Below are 15,363 nucleotides of genomic sequence, written 5' to 3'. Positions count from 1 at the left end.
TGGGCCGGACCCGACGCTGTGCGCCATGAGTATGTGGACGACGGCGATGGCGGGCGCGGCAGCGGGCCTCGGTGTGGCGATGCCCGTGGGCGCGATGGGCGTACTCCTCATCCAGGAGGGCATGCGCGACCGCCGCGGAGCTGTGGCCGCGGCGGCCGCGGTCGCCGTCGTCGACTTCGCGTACGCCGCCGCGGCAACCGCACTCGGGCCGCTCGTCGCCTCCGCGCTCTCTGGCGTCGAGGCCTGGGTCCGGCTGGTGTCAGCCACCGTGCTGGCGGTGATCGCGGTGCGCGGGCTGCTCGCCTCGCGGCGCACGGGGCCCGCCCCCGAGAGCGAGAGTGCGGGAGCCGGACCGGTGCGGACGTTCGCCCGGTTCGCCGCGCTCACCCTCGTCAACCCCACCACCGCCCTGTACTTCGCCGCCCTGACCACGGCTCAGGGCGCGGCCCTGAGCGGCGGCACGGCCGGCGTGGTGTTCGTCGGCGGGGTCTTCGTCGCCTCTCTGGCGTGGCAGCAAATGCTGGTCGCGGTCAGCGGTTTGGCAGGCACACGGATCTCGGACAGCGCCCGCGCGTGGACGTTCCGGATCGGGTACGGGCTGGTTGCGGTGTACGCGCTCAAGGTGGCGCTTCCGCTGCCGTAGGGGGCGGCTTCACCGGGCGTCCGGGGTGCGTGGGCTTCGGCGGTGCGGGCGTCCGGGGCGCGGGGCCCGTCCAGGGCGCGGGGGTCCGGCCCCGCGGGCGTCCGGGGTGCGGGTTGCTTGCTCCCCCACCCCGCCCCTTCCCAAAACTGCGGCGGCTCCAATACTCCATGGGGGTATATATGGGCTGACGCCCCCGCACCCCCAGAACGCGGCAGCTTTGCGCCGCGTCCCTTCACCCCGCGCCCCGGACCCGCGCCCCGCCCCGCGCAACGCCGAACGCCCAAGACCGAACCCCTCGCTCGGCGCGCGGCGCCGCGTACTCGCGAATAGCGTGAGAGGGACGAAATTCCCTCGACCGGGAGGCTTGGTTCCCATGGCCGCGCAACCCGAAGGCACCCCCTGCTGGACCGACGCGATGTTCCCCGACCTGGAAGCCGCGAAGCGTTTCTACAGCGAGCTGCTGGGTTGGACGTTCGGCGAAGGCTCGGAGGAATTCGGCTACTACACACAGGCGTACTCAGACGGCAAGGCCGTGGCCGCCCTCTCCCCCCAGATGCCGGGCATGGAAAGCACCCCGGCCGCCTGGAATCTCTACTTCGCCACCCCGGACATCGCCGCGACGACCGCGAAGATCCGCGACAACGGCGGCGCGCTGACGATGGAGCCGATGGAGGTCGGCGAGTTCGGCCACATGGTGACGGCCAAGGACCCCAGCGGCGCGTACTTCAGCGCCTGGCAGCCCGGCAGCCACGAGGGCTTCGAGAAGACGGGCGAGCCCGGCTCGTTCGCATGGGCGGAGGTCACCACCCGCGACGTCGCGAAGGCGGACGCCTTCTACCCCGCCGTCTTCCCCTTCGAGGTGCAGCGGATGGCCGACGAGCACATCGACTTCCGTGTGTGGAACGTCAACGGCCGGCCGGTGGCGGGCCGGATGAAGATGACCGACGACTTCCCGCCCGAGGTCCCGCCGTACATCAATGTGTACTTCGCGGTGCCGGACTGCGACGCCGCGGTGGCCACCGTCACCAAGCTCGGCGGGCAGTTGCACTTCGGCCCGATGGACAGCCCGTTCGGCCGTTTCGCGGCGGTCGCGGATCAGCAGGGCGCGGCGTTCTCCGTCATCGATCTGCGGACGACGCAGGGTGAGATGCCCGAGATGACCTGACGCGCCTGTTGTCCCCGACCGTGTGAACGGCCTCCCGCGGGCAGGGAAGTGAGGACACCGGACTCCGCAGGCCCCGGCCCACAGCGTCGTGCAGCTGCCCCGGAGCCCCGGGCCGCGGCCCGGGCGGGGCGGTGTCCGAGCCGGCCCCGGACCCGCCGTCGCCGGCGCGGCGGACACTGGAGTGGGGCATGTCCCCGTACGAAGCCGTGGTCTCCGGATCCGGCACCGCACCCCTGCCCACGGGCGGCGGGCGTTTGCCGCCTGACGGGGAGGTGTTGACCACCTCGGCGGGCAGAGTTCCCGAGTCAGCGGTCAGGATCCTGGGCGAGCCGAAGGCAACGGTGCCGGTGGCCCATCGCTGTGCCTCAGAGCCGTCCCGGACCTTGACCACCACCGTCGCTCCGGCCTCCGCGGCGGTGGGGACGACGGCCAGTCCTTCGTTCCAGCGGGGAATCACATCGCCCCGGATCGTCAGGTCGTAGCGGACGTCCGCCGCGTTGCCCGCCGACGGGTCCACGCACTCGCCGAGGACGACCACGCCGTCCAGCTCATGGGAGTTGAGGCACAGTTCGGGGGCGGCGGCGCTGCGCAGCAGTCCGTCGTTCTCGTACGCCCACTGCTGGGTCACGGAGCTGGAGCAGGGCGCCATCGTCGCCTCGGCGCCGAGTTGCGCCCTGCGGTCGCGGATGTCGAGGCACAGGGCGGCGTCGACGTTGCGCAGCCTGGTGTTGAGCGGGCCGCCCGTGGGGAGTGCGGCAGAGGTCGTCGACGGCTGCGACGGCTGCGGCACGGGGCTGGAGGGCAACTGGGATCCAGGGGCGGGGATCGCGCTGACGGAGCCGCTCGGGACGGCCGGCCCCGCATGGCTGTCGTCGTCCGGCCAGAGCTCGGTGACGACGGCCGCGACGACGAGCAGACCGGTCACGATCCCGAGGCCGGTGATGACGGCCCCGCGTCCGCGCTCGGACAGCGACAGAGAACGGCCCTGGAAGGTGACGCGGGGCAGCGAGCGGGGACGACCGCCCCGCGAGTGACGCCCGGCGCTGCGGACCGCGCTGCGGACCGCGCCCGCTCTGGCCCGGGAGCGGGCGCGGGCGGGCCGCGAGTCGAGGTAGGGCTGGGCGGCCGGGCCGAGCACGCCTTCGGCCAGCAGGAGGGCGAGCCGGCCGTCGGCGTGGTTGAGCTGTTCGGCGCCGTATCGGCAGTGCTGACACTTCGCCAGATGCGCCTGGATGTCGGGGATCAGCGGGCCACCGCGGCGCAGGGATACGTCCAGCAGCCGGTTGTAGTGGCGGCATTCCCTGTCCGGGGCGAGTTCCAGATGGGCCCGCAGGCAGCCCGCCCGCACGATTTCACGCGCCTGTTCGAGCTGGGCCGCCGCGCCACGGGGATCAACGGCCAGCAAACCGGCCGGTACGGATATCCCCTCGCCCTCGACCTCGACGTGCCAGAGCAGACATTGGGCGGGGCCCGGCATTGCCTGGAAAGCCCGCGCGATCAGCCCCCGATTCTCCGGGACGGTGAACATGTCGGCAGGTACGGTGCGGCCGCTGTCCGGATTCTGGAGTTCGGGCAGCGCGGTGATGCGCTCGTCCGCCGCCCAGGCCTTGCCGATTTGACGGGCTGTCACCAAAAGGAGGGGACGAAGTGCTGCGGTCGTCCGGGCCTGCCGCAGATTCTCCAACACCTTGTGACAGGCCGCCGTGGCGAGCATGGACGCCGCCCGGGCCGAAGGGGTGCAGATCGAGGCGTAGTCGAACACCGGTTGCCAGTGCCTCGCCAGCAGTACCGCTACGGCACGGGCCTCGCCCTTCCCCCCGTCGGCCCGCAGTGTCGCCGCGAGACCTTCGTCGGAGTCCCCGGAACTGAGACCGGTGCGGGGAGGAGGGACGGGACCCGGAGTACGGGGATTCTGCATAGACGTCTTTCCATCCAGGGCATTGCGGTGGGGGGTTGAACATGGTTCCGGTCCCGCCCGGGTCAACGGGCGGGACATTTCTGTCAGCTGAAAGGGCGCGCGCCAGCTTTGGTCTATACCGCGGTGAAATTCGAACGACTGAACAGAATCGGCCTGTGGGACATGAGGAAGCTCACCCTTACACAACCCACAGGTATGGAACAAGAGTTCCGGAACCGCGACCATTCCCGACGCTGTCGAGAAAAGGAAAGAACCGCTCGACTTTTGTTCGGAGTCGACTGGCTTCCACGGTGGAGTAGGAGTGCGCGCCCGTCCCCCGGCTCGGCGGTCACGGCTCTCACAGCGTCACAATGACGGCCTCGGTCGCTTTGACGCTGGTCCATACGGAAGTCCCGTCGGCGAGGCCCAGTTCGGCAGCCGCCTGCGGGGTGATCTCGGCGACGATGTCGGGCGCCTGGGGCGAGCCGATCAGGATGCGCAGGCGGCTGCCGGTGGCGGTGATCTCCCGTACGGTGCCCGGCCACACGTTGCGCGGGCTGCCGCCGGGCCTGTCACGGTGTACGGCGACCGCTTCCGGCGCGATGATCGCGAGAGCCTCGGTGCCGGTGGGCAGCGGATCGGCGACGACGAGGAGCCCGCCGCCGGAGAGCGCGAGGCCGTCCGCCGTCGCGGTGCCTGGCCAGGCGTTGCGGCCGAGCATCCGGGCGACCCACGGGGAGCGGGGGTGGCGGGTGACCTCGGCGGGCGGGGCGTCCTGCAGGGCGCGGCCCTCGTCCAGTACGAGCACCCGGTCGGCGAGCGATACGGCTTCCACCGGGTCGTGGGTGACGATCAGGCAGACGCCGCAAAAGCCGTCGAGGTGGGTGCGCAGGGTGTGGCGTACATCGGCGCGGGTGGTCTGGTCGAGTGCGGCCAGCGGTTCGTCGAGGAGCAGCAGCCGGGGCCGGGCGGCCAGCGCGCGGGCCAGCGCGACGCGCTGGGCCTGGCCGCCGGAGAGCTGGGCTGGCCTGCGGTGCGCGAGGTGGCCGACGCCGAGTCGGTCGAGCCAGCCCTGGGCGGTGCGGCGGGCCTCGGCGCGCGGGACGCCGTGGGCGCGCAGCCCGTACGCCGTGTTGCCGAGGGCGCTCAAGTGCGGGAAGAGCGCGCCGTTCTGGGGCACCCAGGCCACGCCGCGGCGGTGCGGGGGCAGGTCGGTCACATCGGCGTCACCGAGGCGAAGTGCGGCGTGGGCGCGCGGGGTCAGGCCGAGGAGGGCGCGCAGCAGGGTGGTCTTGCCCGCGCCGTTGGGGCCCACGACGGCAATGGTGGTGCCGGGTTCGGCGTCCAGGGTGAGTTCGTTGAAACCGGTGACCTCGGCGTGAAGCGGCCAGCTCTCCCGCCCTTCAGGGTGGTTGTAGTCCTTGACCGGCTCGGCGGGGGGCGGCTCGGCAGACGCTTCCTCCGGGCGCTGCCTGCCTGGTGCCTGGCCGGGGGCCCCGCCGGACCAGCGGCCGCGCAGCGCGATGAGCACCGCCATGGCGATGGCGAGCAGCAGCAGGGACAGGGAGGTGGCCGCTTCCGGCTGGTCCTGGAGCAGCAGATACACCTGGAGGGGCAGTGTCTGCGTGGTGCCGGGCAGATTGCCCGCGAAGGTGATGGTCGCGCCGAACTCACCCAGGGCCCGCGCCCAGGTGAGAGCGGCTCCGGCGACGAGTCCGGGGGCCACCATGGGGAGGGTGACGGTGAAGAACACCCGTAGCGGCGAGGCTCCGAGAGAGGCCGCGGTCTCTTCGTAGCTCGGTCGCAGCCCCGCCAGGGCGCCTTCGAGACTGATGACGAGGAACGGCATCGCGACGAACGTCGCAGCGACGACGGCGCCCGAGGTGTGGAAGGGCAGGGTGATGCCGAAGGTGCTCTCCAGCCAGGGGCCGAGCAGTCCCCGGCGGCCGAATCCGAGGAGAAGCGCGACGCCTCCGACGGTGGGCGGCAGCACCATGGGCAGCAGCACGAGGGAGCGTACGAGCGCCTTGCCGGGGAAGTCGACGCGGGCCAGCAGCCAGGCCAGCGGCACCCCGAGCAGCAGGGAGAGACCGAGCGCCCAGAACGAGACGAGCAACGACAGCTTCAGCGCCTCCGTGACGCCCGGGCTGGTCAGATGCGTACCGAGATCGCCCCAGGAGGTGCGGACGAGGATGCCGATCAACGGCATCAGCAGCAGCGCGATGGCGAGCAGCGCGGGCACGGCTATCGCGACGGGGGTGCGGGTGCCGCGGCTGCGGAGGCGTCTCATCGGGGATTCCTCGTGGACCTGAGGGGGGTCGGGTTACGGTCGTGGGCTGCCCGGAGCCCCCGTACCGGGCAGCCCACGCACGGCTGTTACGGGCTGCCGGCGGTTACGGCTGCTGGAAGCCCGCGTCCTGAAGGATCTTCTGTGCCTCGGGCGTGCTCAGCCACTTCACGAACGCGGCGGCGGCCTCCGCGTTCCCGGACGTCTTCAGGGTCGCCGCCGGGTAGGAGGCGACCGCGTTCTGGTCGTCGGGGATCTCGACGGCCTCGATCTTGCCCTTCGCGCTCGTGGCATCCGTCTTGTAGACGAGTCCGGCGTCGGCCTCACCGAGCTCGACCTTGCTGAGGACGGCGCGGACGTTGGGCTCCTGGGAGACCGGCTTCACGACGATCTTCTGGGCGTCCAGGATCTTCTTGCTGTAGCGGCCGACCGGCACCTCGGGGGCGGCGAGCACGACCTTCAGCTTGGTGTCCGCGAGGTCCGCCAGTGAGCCGATCTTCTCCGGGTTGCCCTTGCCGGTCGCGATGACGAGCCGGTTCTTGGCGATGACGGTCGGGGCGCCGGTGTCGGACTTCAGCCCGTCCATGGTCTTGGTGTCGGCGGTGACCAGGGCGTCGGCGGGGGCACCCTGCTTGACCTGGGCGGCCAGTTCCTGGGACCCGGCAAAGGAGAACTTCACCGTGGTGCCGGGGTGGGATTTCTCGTATGCGGCGCCGGCGGTCATGAAGACATCGGTCAGCGAGGATGCGGCCAGCACCGTCAGCTCGGCCTTCGGTGCGCCGCCGGCGGACCCGGTGGCCTTCGCGCCACTGTCCTTCTTACTGTCGTCGCTGCCGCAGGCGGCCAGCGGCACGAGCAGTGCTGCGGTCAGGACGGCGGCGATACGGCGGCGGGTAAAGGCGTACGACACGAGGACTCCTTGGCGCAGCGGGAGCGGTTCACCGGGACAGTTAAAGGGGGGCTCTCAGACGCGGTCGATGTGCACGCTGGTCGACTTCACGCGGGCGGTGGCCTGCATGCCGACCTCCAGCCCCAGCTCCTCGACTGCCTCCCTGGTCAGCAGGGAGACCAGCCGGTGCGGGCCGGCCTGGATCTCGACCTGCGCGGCAACATCGCCGAGTTTGACCGCGGTGACGATGCCGGGGAAGGCGTTGCGGGCGGAGGTGTACGAGACGTCCTCCTCGCCGGTGCCGCTCTGGGCGACCTCGATCGAGAAGGCCGCCAGGTCACGACCGTCGATGAGGCGGCGACCGCTTTCGTCGCGGTGGGTCGCGACCTTGCCGGCGTCCGCCCAGCGGCGCGTGGTGTCGGGGCTGACGCCCAGCAGACGCGCCGCCTGGCCGATTGTGTAGGACTGCATATGCGACAAGGTAGGCGGCATCAGCCAGCATTTGCAAGCAATCTAGCACTGCTTCATAGCAAATGCCAGACCCCTTGGAGGAAGCCCCAAGCGCGATGCCCGGCCACTGCCCGGGCCCGTGGCTACGGTGGCCCCATGAGCCTGAGCATCCGCAATCAATTCCCCGGAATGGTCGTCTCCGTCACGCCCGGCGAGGTGATGGCCGCCGTCAAGGTCCGCCTGGAGGGCGGCCAGGAGATCACTGCCGCGATCACTCTGGAGGCCGTCAAAGAACTGGGCCTCGCGGCGGGCTCCGCCGTACGCGCCCTGGTGAAGTCCACCGAAGTGTCGCTGGCCACCGGCGCGGTCGAGGGCCTGAGCATCCGCAACCAGATTCCCGGCACCGTCACCGACGTCGCCGCCGGCGGCGCTATGGCGAGCGTCAAGGTCGGCGTGGTGGGCGGCGAGCTGACCGCCGCGATCACGAAGGACGCGGTCGCCGACCTGGGCCTGACCGCCGGGTCCTCCGTAGTGGCGCTGATCAAGTCGACCGAGATCTCCCTCGCCACTGCCTGATCACGACCCGGCCACCCCTGCTGCCGGGCCGCGGAGCCCCCGGGGAAATGCCAAGGCCGCAGAGTAAAATGGGCTCTCATGTCGAAGCCTGATTACCTGCTCGTCGATGTCGCCGCCATGGTGGAATCGGAGCAAACCAATCAGATGCCCCTCACCGTGGTGGTCCACGGGGCTGTCATCACCGGCCGACTGGCTCCCGAAGCCATGTGGAGGCAGCGTGTCGCCGAGGTCCTTAAGGATTCGGACCGACTGGGACCGTTCTCCACCATCTTCAAGGCCCCCGGGGCCGGCCCCAGCAGCGAGCAGAGTGAGCCGCCCACACACCTGCACTTCCATGTCGCGAGAATCCTTCAGGGAAGCCTCGGGATTCCCGAGACCGGGGGGATGTACCGCATTGCCATCAAGGATGTGAGCGCCTGGACAGTGGGGGACTTCAGTTACTCCGACCACTGAGAATTCGCTCTCAACGGCGCCACCGGCCGCGGCCCCGTCCATGCGGCAGCATGGAGACAGGGACAATCCCGGCGGTTGTGCGGCGTGACATGCCTGAAGTTGGCTGTGGCGGGCCGGCGGATGGGGAAGAGGTGCCGGATGGGTTCGGATGTGGACGACCATGATGGACCGGCTGCGGACTCCCATGAGCTGGACCGGGCGGTGCAGCAAGCCCTGGACCGGCTGACGCTGCTGACCAACGCCGCCGACGCGCTGGCCAGCACCCTCGACCTGGACACGGGGCTGCGACGCCTGTGCCGCACGCTGGTGCCGGGGCTCGCGGACTGGTGTGCGGTGGATCTGCTCGACGAGCATGGCCGCCTGCGTCGGCACGTGATCGAGCACCGTGAGCCGGACCTGGTGTCACCCGGGCTGTACGAAGGTGAACTGCCACCCGTGTCCGAGGATTCGGCCGCCTCACTGGCCCGCGCCCTGCGCGGGGCTGGGCCGTTGCTCGTCACGTCATTCCCCACGCCCGGAGCTGCCGCCGATCCTCTGCATGCCAGGGAACTGGAACTCTTCGACCACCTGGGAGCGGACACGGTGGTGATCGCGCCACTGCGCTCCCGCCGCCAGGTCCTGGGCGCGCTGACCCTGGCACGCACAACGAGTACCGCGGCGCTGGAGGATGACAGCCTTCCGCTGGCCGAAGACCTGGCGCATCGCGTCGCGCTCGCCGTCGACAACGGACGCCTGTACTCCGAGGTGCAGAACACAGGGGAGCGCATCCAGCGCTCCCTACTGCCTGATCTGCCCACGCTCGGACTGCTCGAGCTGGCCGCCCGCTACCAGCCCGCTCTGGCCACCTCCCAGGTCGGCGGAGACTGGTACGACGCGTTCGTCCTGCCCGGCGGTGCCGCGGCCCTCATCATCGGAGACGTCGCCGGCCACGACTTGCAGGCCACGGTCACCATGAGCCACATGCGCAACATGCTGCGCGGCATCGCCTGCGACCGCAAAGAGCCACCCGGCAAGATCCTTGGCCGCATGGACGCGGCCAACTGCATCCTCTACCCACACCAGACCCTGACCTGCATTTACGCGCTGGTCGAGAAACCCGGCGAGCATCAGCCGTGGGCTCTGCAGTACGCGGCCGCCGGCCACCCCGCCCCGCTGTTGCTCACAGCTGAAGGCGACACACGCTTCCTGACCGACGGCCGCAGCATGCTCCTGGGAGTGGATCCCACCCAACGACGCCCCGACGCGACCGAAGTCCTACCGGCGAACGCCACCATCCTGTTCTACACGGACGGCCTCATCGAACGGCGCACTGAAGATCTCGACCGCGGCGCGGCCCGGCTGCGCCAGCACGCCGCCGCCCTCGCCCAAGAACCCCTGGGAGCCTTCTGCGACGAGCTCCTCACCGGCCTCGCTCAGGACAGCAGCGACGACGTGGCCCTCATCGCCGTTCGCACACCCGCGTCCGACGCCCGCCCCACCACCGCCACCGCCGACTGAGCTCAACAGGGGGCGGCCCTACTCGATAAAGGCGGCCTCGAAGGAACCCCCCAGGTATCGGCCCCGGCTCGCGGTGGACGGCAGGTGCCGTCGGCCGGCCGCCCAGCGAACCGGCTCACGCCCGCCTCCGGGTCGGCTCACGCCTGGTTCACGGTGAGGGCCTCCGGCTGCTCCTCCGGCGGGAGCGGGATCCACTTGTGCGACCAGCCGATCACTGCCTCCAGCACCGGTGCCAGGTCGAGGCCCATCTCCGTGAGGCGGTACTCGACCTGCACCGGCGAGGCCGGGATCACCTGGCGCACGATGAGCCCCTCGAACTCCAGCGTGCGCAGCCGCTGCGCCAGCATCTTGTCGCTCATGCCCGGCACGGCGGCTCTGATCTGCGTGAAGCGGTACTGCCCGGTGAACAGTGCCCGCAGGATCGCCCCCGTCCACCGGGTGCCGATCAGCTCGATCGCGGTGTGGAACCGCACGCAGACCCGGTGGACGTCGCCCTGCAGCGCCTCGGTCACTTCGCCCGCGCGCTGTGGGCGGCGGCGTCGGCCTCCCGCAGCGGCCGCAACGCCGCCTCCACCCGGACCAGTTCGTCGAACATGGCCTTGGCGGACGCAGTCATGATCTCGTTCGGCACCACCACATCCTCCTCGTCAATGAACTGACGGACGAACGGGATGGACACCGCCTCGAAGAGCGGGGTCATCTTGAGGGTCGTGACGACCTGCTTGATCATCTGGGCGGCGCGGGTGCCGGCCGAGACGCCGCCGTAGCTGGCCAGGCCGACGGGCTTGTAGTACCACTCGTTGTGCAGGTAGTCGATGGCGTTCTTCAGCTCGGCGTTGTAGCCGTAGTTGTACTCCGGCATCACGAAAACGAACGCGTCCGCCTCGGAGACCTTGGCGCTCCAGTCGCGGGTGTGCTGGTGCGTGTACTGGGCCAGGCGCGGGTGGTTGGGCTCGTTCATGAACGGCAGGTTCACCTCGGCGAGGTCGACCAGCTCGATGTCCTCGAAGCCGTTGTGCGCCCTGGCTTCCCCCTCAAGCCACTGGCCGACGGGCAGGCCGACCCGGCCGGGACGGGTGCTCGCCACGATGATCTTCAGCTTGGCCACGGTGGTCTCCTCGTATCGCGCTTGTCTCGCTCGGTACCTGTTTCGTTGTGCCACTATAGATTGGTGAGTCGCTAAGAAAATATCAGCCCCCACGCCCAGCGCCTGGTTCGTCGGCCGGATGACTATCGAATGTTCTGCGCGGCTTCCCTTGCCGCTTCGACGAATGACCGGGCGGCCGGGGCGATTCCGTCGGCGTGGTAGGCGACCCCGATGCCGAGTTCCGGCCGGGGGCCGTGGAACGGCCGGTAGGTGATCCCAGGCCGGTCCAGCCGTTGCATCTGGGAGGCGATGAACCCGAGCCCGACTCCGGAGGCGACCAGCCCGATGATCGACTGTGCCGGGTGGGCCTCCATCGCGATCTTCAGGGTGAAACCCGCCTCCTGGCACAGCAGGAGCACCCCGTCATACAGCTGCGGGGCGATCTGGCGCGGGAAAATCACCACCTGTTCGCCCTCCAGGTCGGCGAGTGTCACCGCATCGAGCTCAGTGAGGGGATGCCCCTCGGGCAGGGCGAGCTGGTAGGGCGCTCTGCCGATCTCCTCGGTCGCCAGCGAGGGGTCGTCCAATGGTGGGTGAACCAGTCCGACGTCGATCTCGCTCAACCGCAGAGCCCGCTCCTGCTCGGCGGTCGTCATCTCCCGGATCACCAGGCCGACGTTGGGTAGTCGGCGCCGGAAGGCGGCGACTATTTCGGGCAGGATCACGTACAGCGCGGGAGCGGTCGTTCCCACGGTGAGCTGGCCGATTTCGCCGCGATCGGTGCGCACCGCGAGCGTGGCGGCGAGGTCCATCTGCTTGATCAGCTTGCGTGACTCCTCGAGGAACACCTCCCCCGCCCTGGTCAGCGACACGGTGCGTTTGGTGCGGTGCGCGAGGCGGACGCCGAGTTCGCGCTCCAGCCGCCGGATCTGCTGGCTCATCGCCGGCTGGCTGATGTGGCAGCGATCGGCCGCGCGGTGGAAGTGCAGTTCCTCGGCGAGTGCGATGAAACATTCCAAGCCCGTGCGATCCATGGCGGCATCCTCCTCTGATAACCCTGGCGAATCAATCAATGACGACAAAAAGTTGGAGATGATCGAAGGGCGCTCTTAGCGTGGCCTGCGCCACACAACGAAGGAGAGCGCTGGATGTTGTCGCCGAAGCCCGAGGGCTCCGCCATCCGCATCACCGCCGTGGAAACAACGGTGGTCAACGCGGAGCTACGAAACTGGATCCTCGTCAAGGTCCGCACCGACCAGGACGGGTTGTACGGCTGGGGCGAGGCGAGCCTGAACTGGAAGACGCGGGCGGTGACCGGCGCGATCGAGGACCTGGCCCCGCTGATCATCGGGCGGGACCCTCGCGACATCGAACAGCTCGTCCGGGTGATGACCAAGCACAGCTACTACCGGCTGGGCATCATCGGGATGACCGCGATCAGCGGCATCGAGCACGCACTGTGGGACATCTTCGGCAAGTCGGTCGGCCAGCCGGTGTGGCGACTGCTCGGCGGCAAGGCCCGCGACTCGGTCCGCGTCTACACCCACCTCGGCCTCGGCGACATGCGCTCGGTCTACGACACCGCCGACGCCGGACGGTTGCGGGAGAAGGCAGCGGCCGTGATTGAACGCGGCTACGACGCGCTCAAGGTCGTCTTCATTCCCTATGGCCACCAACTGACCGTCGCTGCCGAACGCCGTCAGGTCGACAAACTGATGGCGACCTTGCGAGACACCGTCGGTCCGGACGTCGACATCATGGTCGACTTCCACGGGCGGCCTGCGTCCATCGCGGCGGCGCTGCAGTACATCGAAGTCCTCGCGCCCTACGACCCACTGTTCTGTGAGGAACCGGTCGCGCCGGGCGACACCGAGGCGCTGCGGATCGTGGCCGAGCGTGCACGGTGCCCGATCGCCACCGGCGAGCGGCTCGTGGGGTTGCGGGAGTTCCTGCCGATCCTCGCCGCCAAGGCCGTGCACGTTGCCCAGCCCGACCTCAACCACACCGGTGGGTTGTTGGAGGGCAAGCGGATCGCCGCCGTCGCCGACGCTGAGCTCGTCGGAGTCGCCCCGCACAACCCGAACGGGCCGATCGCGGGCGCCGCCGCCCTGCACTTCGACGTCAGCACCCCGAACTTCCTGATCCAGGAGGAGATGAGCGGAGCCGTGAGCTGGTACGACGAGGTGGTCAGCACACCGATGACGCGGACCGGGAACCACTGGGAGGTCCCGACCGCGCCCGGGCTCGGGGTCGAGGTCGACGAGCGGGAAGCGGCCAAACATCCATTTCAACCCGAAGTGCAACACAGCAGCTCGGCCGTTCTCGCCGACGGAACGGTGGTGGACTGGTGAACCCCGGGTTGCGTACCTTCGCCGAGCCCGCCGGCGTCTACAACGCCACGCCACCGCGCGTCGTCTTCGGCCCCGGCAGTATCTCCGGGTTGCGGGACGAGGTCGAGCGGCTCGGCGCCACCCGCGCCCTGGTGGTCACCACCCCTGGGCGCAGGGGACTCGGCGATCGACTCGCCGCGGCCATCGGTGACCGTTCCGCCGGACTACTGCCCGAAGCCGTCAGTCAGGTGCCGATCGAACTCGCGCGGCGTGGCCGTGACAAGGCCGCTGCCGCGGGCGCCGACTGCCTCGTCGCCGTGGGCGGCGGTGCCGCGACCGGGCTCTGCAAGGGAATCGCGTACGAATCCGGCCTGCCGATCATCGCGGTCCCGACCACGTACTCCGGCTCCGAGATGACCGGGTTCTGCGGCATGACTATCGATGGCGTCAAGCGCATGCACGAGAGCATCGCCATGCGTCCATCCGCGGTCATCTACGACGCCGAGCTGTCCCTGTCGCTGCCGCTGCAGGTCAGCGCGTCCAGCGCGATGAACGCACTTGCGCACTGTGTGGACGCGGTCTACCTGCCCAGCCTCAGCCCGCTGCTCGCGCCGGCGGCGATCGAGGGTGCCCGGGTCGTGGCCGGCACCCTGCCCCAGCTTCTTGCCGCGCCCACCGATCTCGGGCTGCGCAACGAGATGTTGTACGGCGCCTACCTGGCCGGTGCCGCGTTGACCGGCGGGTTCGCCATCCAACATGCCATCGCCCACATGCTCGGTGGCAGCTTCGGCGTCGAGCACGGCGTTGCGCACGCCGTGGTGCTGCCCTACGTCACAGCACACCTGGTGCGTCGCGCACCGGAGCGGCTCGCCCGGGTCGCCGAGGCGGTGGGCACCGACAACCTCGCCGGGCACTTCTGGGACATCGCTGCCGGCGCGAACCTGCCGGTGAGTTTGGCCGGGGTCGGGATCCGCGGCGACGACCTGGACCGGGCGGTGGAGATCGCGATCACCGCGGACGGCGATCCACATGGGGCTGGCAATCCGGCGCCGGTGACTGAGGAGGCCGTTCGTGGCATCCTGCGCGCCGTGGCCAAGGGAGATCGACCGGGCGGCACTCGGTGAAGATCTTCCTGATCGGCGAAGCCGCCGAGCACGAAGCGGACCTGCGCAAGCACCTGGACGCACCCCACGAGATCGTGGCGTTGCCGAGGGAAGCGGCCACGTCCGCGCGTTATGACGACGCGATCGGAGCGGAGGACGTCGTTGTCTCGCTGCGGTTGCGGCGACCGGACGGGCAGGTGCCCTCGCCGCGCCTGCTGCAGGTGCCTGGGGCCGGCCTGGACGGGATCGACCTGGCGGCGCTGCGGCCGGAGACCACGGTGGCCAACGTCTTCGAGCACGAGGCGCCCATCGCGGAATACGTTCTCGCGCGTCTGCTCGAATGGGAGATCCGCGCCGGGCAGATGCAGGCCTCGTTCAGCCCGTCCGCCTGGTCGGACCTCTACCGCCACCGGAGCCCGCACGGGGAGATCCTGGGCAAGTCGCTCGGCATCGTCGGCTACGGCCGGATCGGGCGGGCGATCGCCGCCCGGGCTACCGCGTTCGGTGTCGATGTCGTGGCGGCCGACGACTTCGCACGCGGCGACGAGTCGGCCACGGTGGTGCCGACCGATCGGCTGTCCGACGTCGTCTCCGGCTCCGACTACCTGGTCCTCGCGTGTCCGCTCACTCCGGCCACCACCGGGCTGATCGATGCGGCGGCGTTGCGCCGGATGCCCTCACACGCGGTGCTGGTGAACATCTCCCGGGCGCAGATCGTCGACCAGGACGCTCTCTATCCGGCGTTGCGTGACGGTGAGATCGCCGGCGCCATCCTCGACGTCTGGTACCGCTACCCGAAGTCCTCCGACGACGAGGTCACGCCCGCCTCCCAGCCGTTCTGGGACCTGCCGAACGTCTGGTGCACACCGCATTCGAGCGCGTGGACCAGCCAACTGCCGCGGCGCCGCTACGCCGTTGTCGCCGAGAACATCAACCGCCTCACCGCCGGGGAACCGCTGCGCAACGTCGTTCGCCCGGCTGCATGA

The 15,363-nt window shown here is 69.9% G+C and carries 15 protein-coding genes; 8 read left to right on the top strand and 7 right to left on the bottom strand.

The window, feature by feature from the left end; genetic code table 11:
• Positions 1-25: 25 nt before the first annotated feature.
• Positions 26-643, top strand: a complete 618-nt coding sequence (locus ACWDO5_RS18860; RefSeq protein WP_450531452.1) for a LysE family transporter — start codon at positions 26-28, stop codon at positions 641-643.
• Positions 644-1,016: 373 nt separating this feature from the next.
• Positions 1,017-1,808: a VOC family protein gene (locus tag ACWDO5_RS18855; RefSeq protein ID WP_450531451.1), complete on the top strand. Its 792-nt coding sequence runs from the start codon at positions 1,017-1,019 to the stop codon at positions 1,806-1,808.
• Here the strand turns inward: ACWDO5_RS18855 and ACWDO5_RS18850 are convergent.
• The 4 genes from ACWDO5_RS18850 to ACWDO5_RS18835 all read right to left on the bottom strand — a co-directional run bounded on the left by ACWDO5_RS18850 (position 1,762) and on the right by ACWDO5_RS18835 (position 7,352).
• The gene (locus tag ACWDO5_RS18850; RefSeq protein ID WP_450531450.1) at positions 1,762-3,726 is read right to left on the bottom strand and encodes an RICIN domain-containing protein; all 1,965 of its coding nucleotides are present in this window, start codon (positions 3,724-3,726) and stop codon (positions 1,762-1,764) included. The genes ACWDO5_RS18855 and ACWDO5_RS18850 overlap by 47 nt on opposite strands.
• Positions 3,727-4,063: 337 nt before the next feature.
• The gene (locus tag ACWDO5_RS18845; RefSeq protein WP_450531449.1) at positions 4,064-5,995 is read right to left on the bottom strand and encodes an ABC transporter permease; all 1,932 of its coding nucleotides are present in this window, start codon (positions 5,993-5,995) and stop codon (positions 4,064-4,066) included.
• Positions 5,996-6,098: 103 nt separating this feature from the next.
• On the bottom strand, positions 6,099-6,902 hold the full coding sequence (gene modA, locus ACWDO5_RS18840; RefSeq protein ID WP_450531448.1) for a molybdate ABC transporter substrate-binding protein: 804 nt from the start codon (positions 6,900-6,902) through the stop codon (positions 6,099-6,101).
• Between the two features lie 54 nt (positions 6,903-6,956).
• Positions 6,957-7,352 (bottom strand): TOBE domain-containing protein, encoded by a 396-nt coding sequence (locus tag ACWDO5_RS18835; protein WP_450531447.1) that lies wholly within the window; start codon positions 7,350-7,352, stop codon positions 6,957-6,959.
• A gap of 135 nt (positions 7,353-7,487) precedes the next feature.
• Between ACWDO5_RS18835 and ACWDO5_RS18830 the strand changes: the two genes are divergently transcribed.
• The 3 genes from ACWDO5_RS18830 to ACWDO5_RS18820 all read left to right on the top strand — a co-directional run bounded on the left by ACWDO5_RS18830 (position 7,488) and on the right by ACWDO5_RS18820 (position 9,857).
• Positions 7,488-7,907, top strand: coding sequence for a TOBE domain-containing protein (locus ACWDO5_RS18830; protein ID WP_450531446.1), 420 nt, complete (start codon positions 7,488-7,490; stop codon positions 7,905-7,907).
• A gap of 78 nt (positions 7,908-7,985) precedes the next feature.
• Complete coding sequence (locus ACWDO5_RS18825) at positions 7,986-8,360, top strand: hypothetical protein (RefSeq protein WP_450531445.1); 375 nt, start codon at positions 7,986-7,988, stop codon at positions 8,358-8,360.
• A 138-nt stretch (positions 8,361-8,498) separates the two neighbouring features.
• Positions 8,499-9,857, top strand: a complete 1,359-nt coding sequence (locus ACWDO5_RS18820) for a PP2C family protein-serine/threonine phosphatase (RefSeq protein WP_450531444.1) — start codon at positions 8,499-8,501, stop codon at positions 9,855-9,857.
• Between the two features lie 137 nt (positions 9,858-9,994).
• Here ACWDO5_RS18820 and ACWDO5_RS18815 read toward each other — a convergent pair whose 3' ends face one another.
• From ACWDO5_RS18815 to ACWDO5_RS18805, 3 genes are all read right to left on the bottom strand, one after another.
• The gene (locus ACWDO5_RS18815) at positions 9,995-10,369 is read right to left on the bottom strand and encodes a winged helix-turn-helix transcriptional regulator (protein ID WP_450531443.1); all 375 of its coding nucleotides are present in this window, start codon (positions 10,367-10,369) and stop codon (positions 9,995-9,997) included.
• Complete coding sequence (locus tag ACWDO5_RS18810) at positions 10,366-10,965, bottom strand: NADPH-dependent FMN reductase (RefSeq protein ID WP_450531442.1); 600 nt, start codon at positions 10,963-10,965, stop codon at positions 10,366-10,368. The genes ACWDO5_RS18815 and ACWDO5_RS18810 overlap by 4 nt, the downstream gene beginning before the upstream one ends.
• Positions 10,966-11,087: 122 nt before the next feature.
• Positions 11,088-11,978, bottom strand: coding sequence for a LysR family transcriptional regulator (locus tag ACWDO5_RS18805; protein ID WP_450531441.1), 891 nt, complete (start codon positions 11,976-11,978; stop codon positions 11,088-11,090).
• 114 nt (positions 11,979-12,092) lie between these two features.
• On the opposite strand from ACWDO5_RS18805, the gene ACWDO5_RS18800 reads away from it, so the two are divergent.
• Genes ACWDO5_RS18800 through ACWDO5_RS18790 form a run of 3 tightly spaced genes read left to right on the top strand, consistent with a single transcriptional unit; the run spans position 12,093 to position 15,363 of the window.
• Positions 12,093-13,295: an enolase C-terminal domain-like protein gene (locus ACWDO5_RS18800; RefSeq protein WP_450531440.1), complete on the top strand. Its 1,203-nt coding sequence runs from the start codon at positions 12,093-12,095 to the stop codon at positions 13,293-13,295.
• A complete protein-coding gene (locus ACWDO5_RS18795; protein ID WP_450531439.1) occupies positions 13,292-14,398 on the top strand; it encodes a maleylacetate reductase in 1,107 nt (368 codons plus the stop codon). Before ACWDO5_RS18800 ends, ACWDO5_RS18795 begins: the two co-directional genes overlap by 4 nt.
• On the top strand, positions 14,395-15,363 hold the full coding sequence (locus ACWDO5_RS18790; protein ID WP_450531438.1) for a 2-hydroxyacid dehydrogenase: 969 nt from the start codon (positions 14,395-14,397) through the stop codon (positions 15,361-15,363). The genes ACWDO5_RS18795 and ACWDO5_RS18790 overlap by 4 nt, the downstream gene beginning before the upstream one ends.

Source organism: Streptomyces sp. NPDC000880 (genome assembly GCF_053599675.1).
Note: the sequence above shows the minus strand (reverse complement) of the source record. Positions and strands in the feature narration are given on the sequence as shown.

Excerpts from the sequence above, each read along its gene's own strand:
- ACWDO5_RS18830 (WP_450531446.1), top strand. The coding sequence starts at position 7,488 with ATGAGCCTGAGCATCCGCAATCAATTCCCCGGAATGGTCGTCTCCGTC.
- ACWDO5_RS18850 (WP_450531450.1), bottom strand. The coding sequence starts at position 3,726 with ATGCAGAATCCCCGTACTCCGGGTCCCGTCCCTCCTCCCCGCACCGGT.
- ACWDO5_RS18845 (WP_450531449.1), bottom strand. The coding sequence starts at position 5,995 with ATGAGACGCCTCCGCAGCCGCGGCACCCGCACCCCCGTCGCGATAGCC.
- ACWDO5_RS18820 (WP_450531444.1), top strand. The coding sequence starts at position 8,499 with ATGGGTTCGGATGTGGACGACCATGATGGACCGGCTGCGGACTCCCAT.
- ACWDO5_RS18860 (WP_450531452.1), top strand. The coding sequence starts at position 26 with ATGAGTATGTGGACGACGGCGATGGCGGGCGCGGCAGCGGGCCTCGGT.
- ACWDO5_RS18855 (WP_450531451.1), top strand. The coding sequence starts at position 1,017 with ATGGCCGCGCAACCCGAAGGCACCCCCTGCTGGACCGACGCGATGTTC.
- ACWDO5_RS18805 (WP_450531441.1), bottom strand. The coding sequence starts at position 11,978 with ATGGATCGCACGGGCTTGGAATGTTTCATCGCACTCGCCGAGGAACTG.
- ACWDO5_RS18800 (WP_450531440.1), top strand. The coding sequence starts at position 12,093 with ATGTTGTCGCCGAAGCCCGAGGGCTCCGCCATCCGCATCACCGCCGTG.
- ACWDO5_RS18835 (WP_450531447.1), bottom strand. The coding sequence starts at position 7,352 with ATGCAGTCCTACACAATCGGCCAGGCGGCGCGTCTGCTGGGCGTCAGC.
- ACWDO5_RS18825 (WP_450531445.1), top strand. The coding sequence starts at position 7,986 with ATGTCGAAGCCTGATTACCTGCTCGTCGATGTCGCCGCCATGGTGGAA.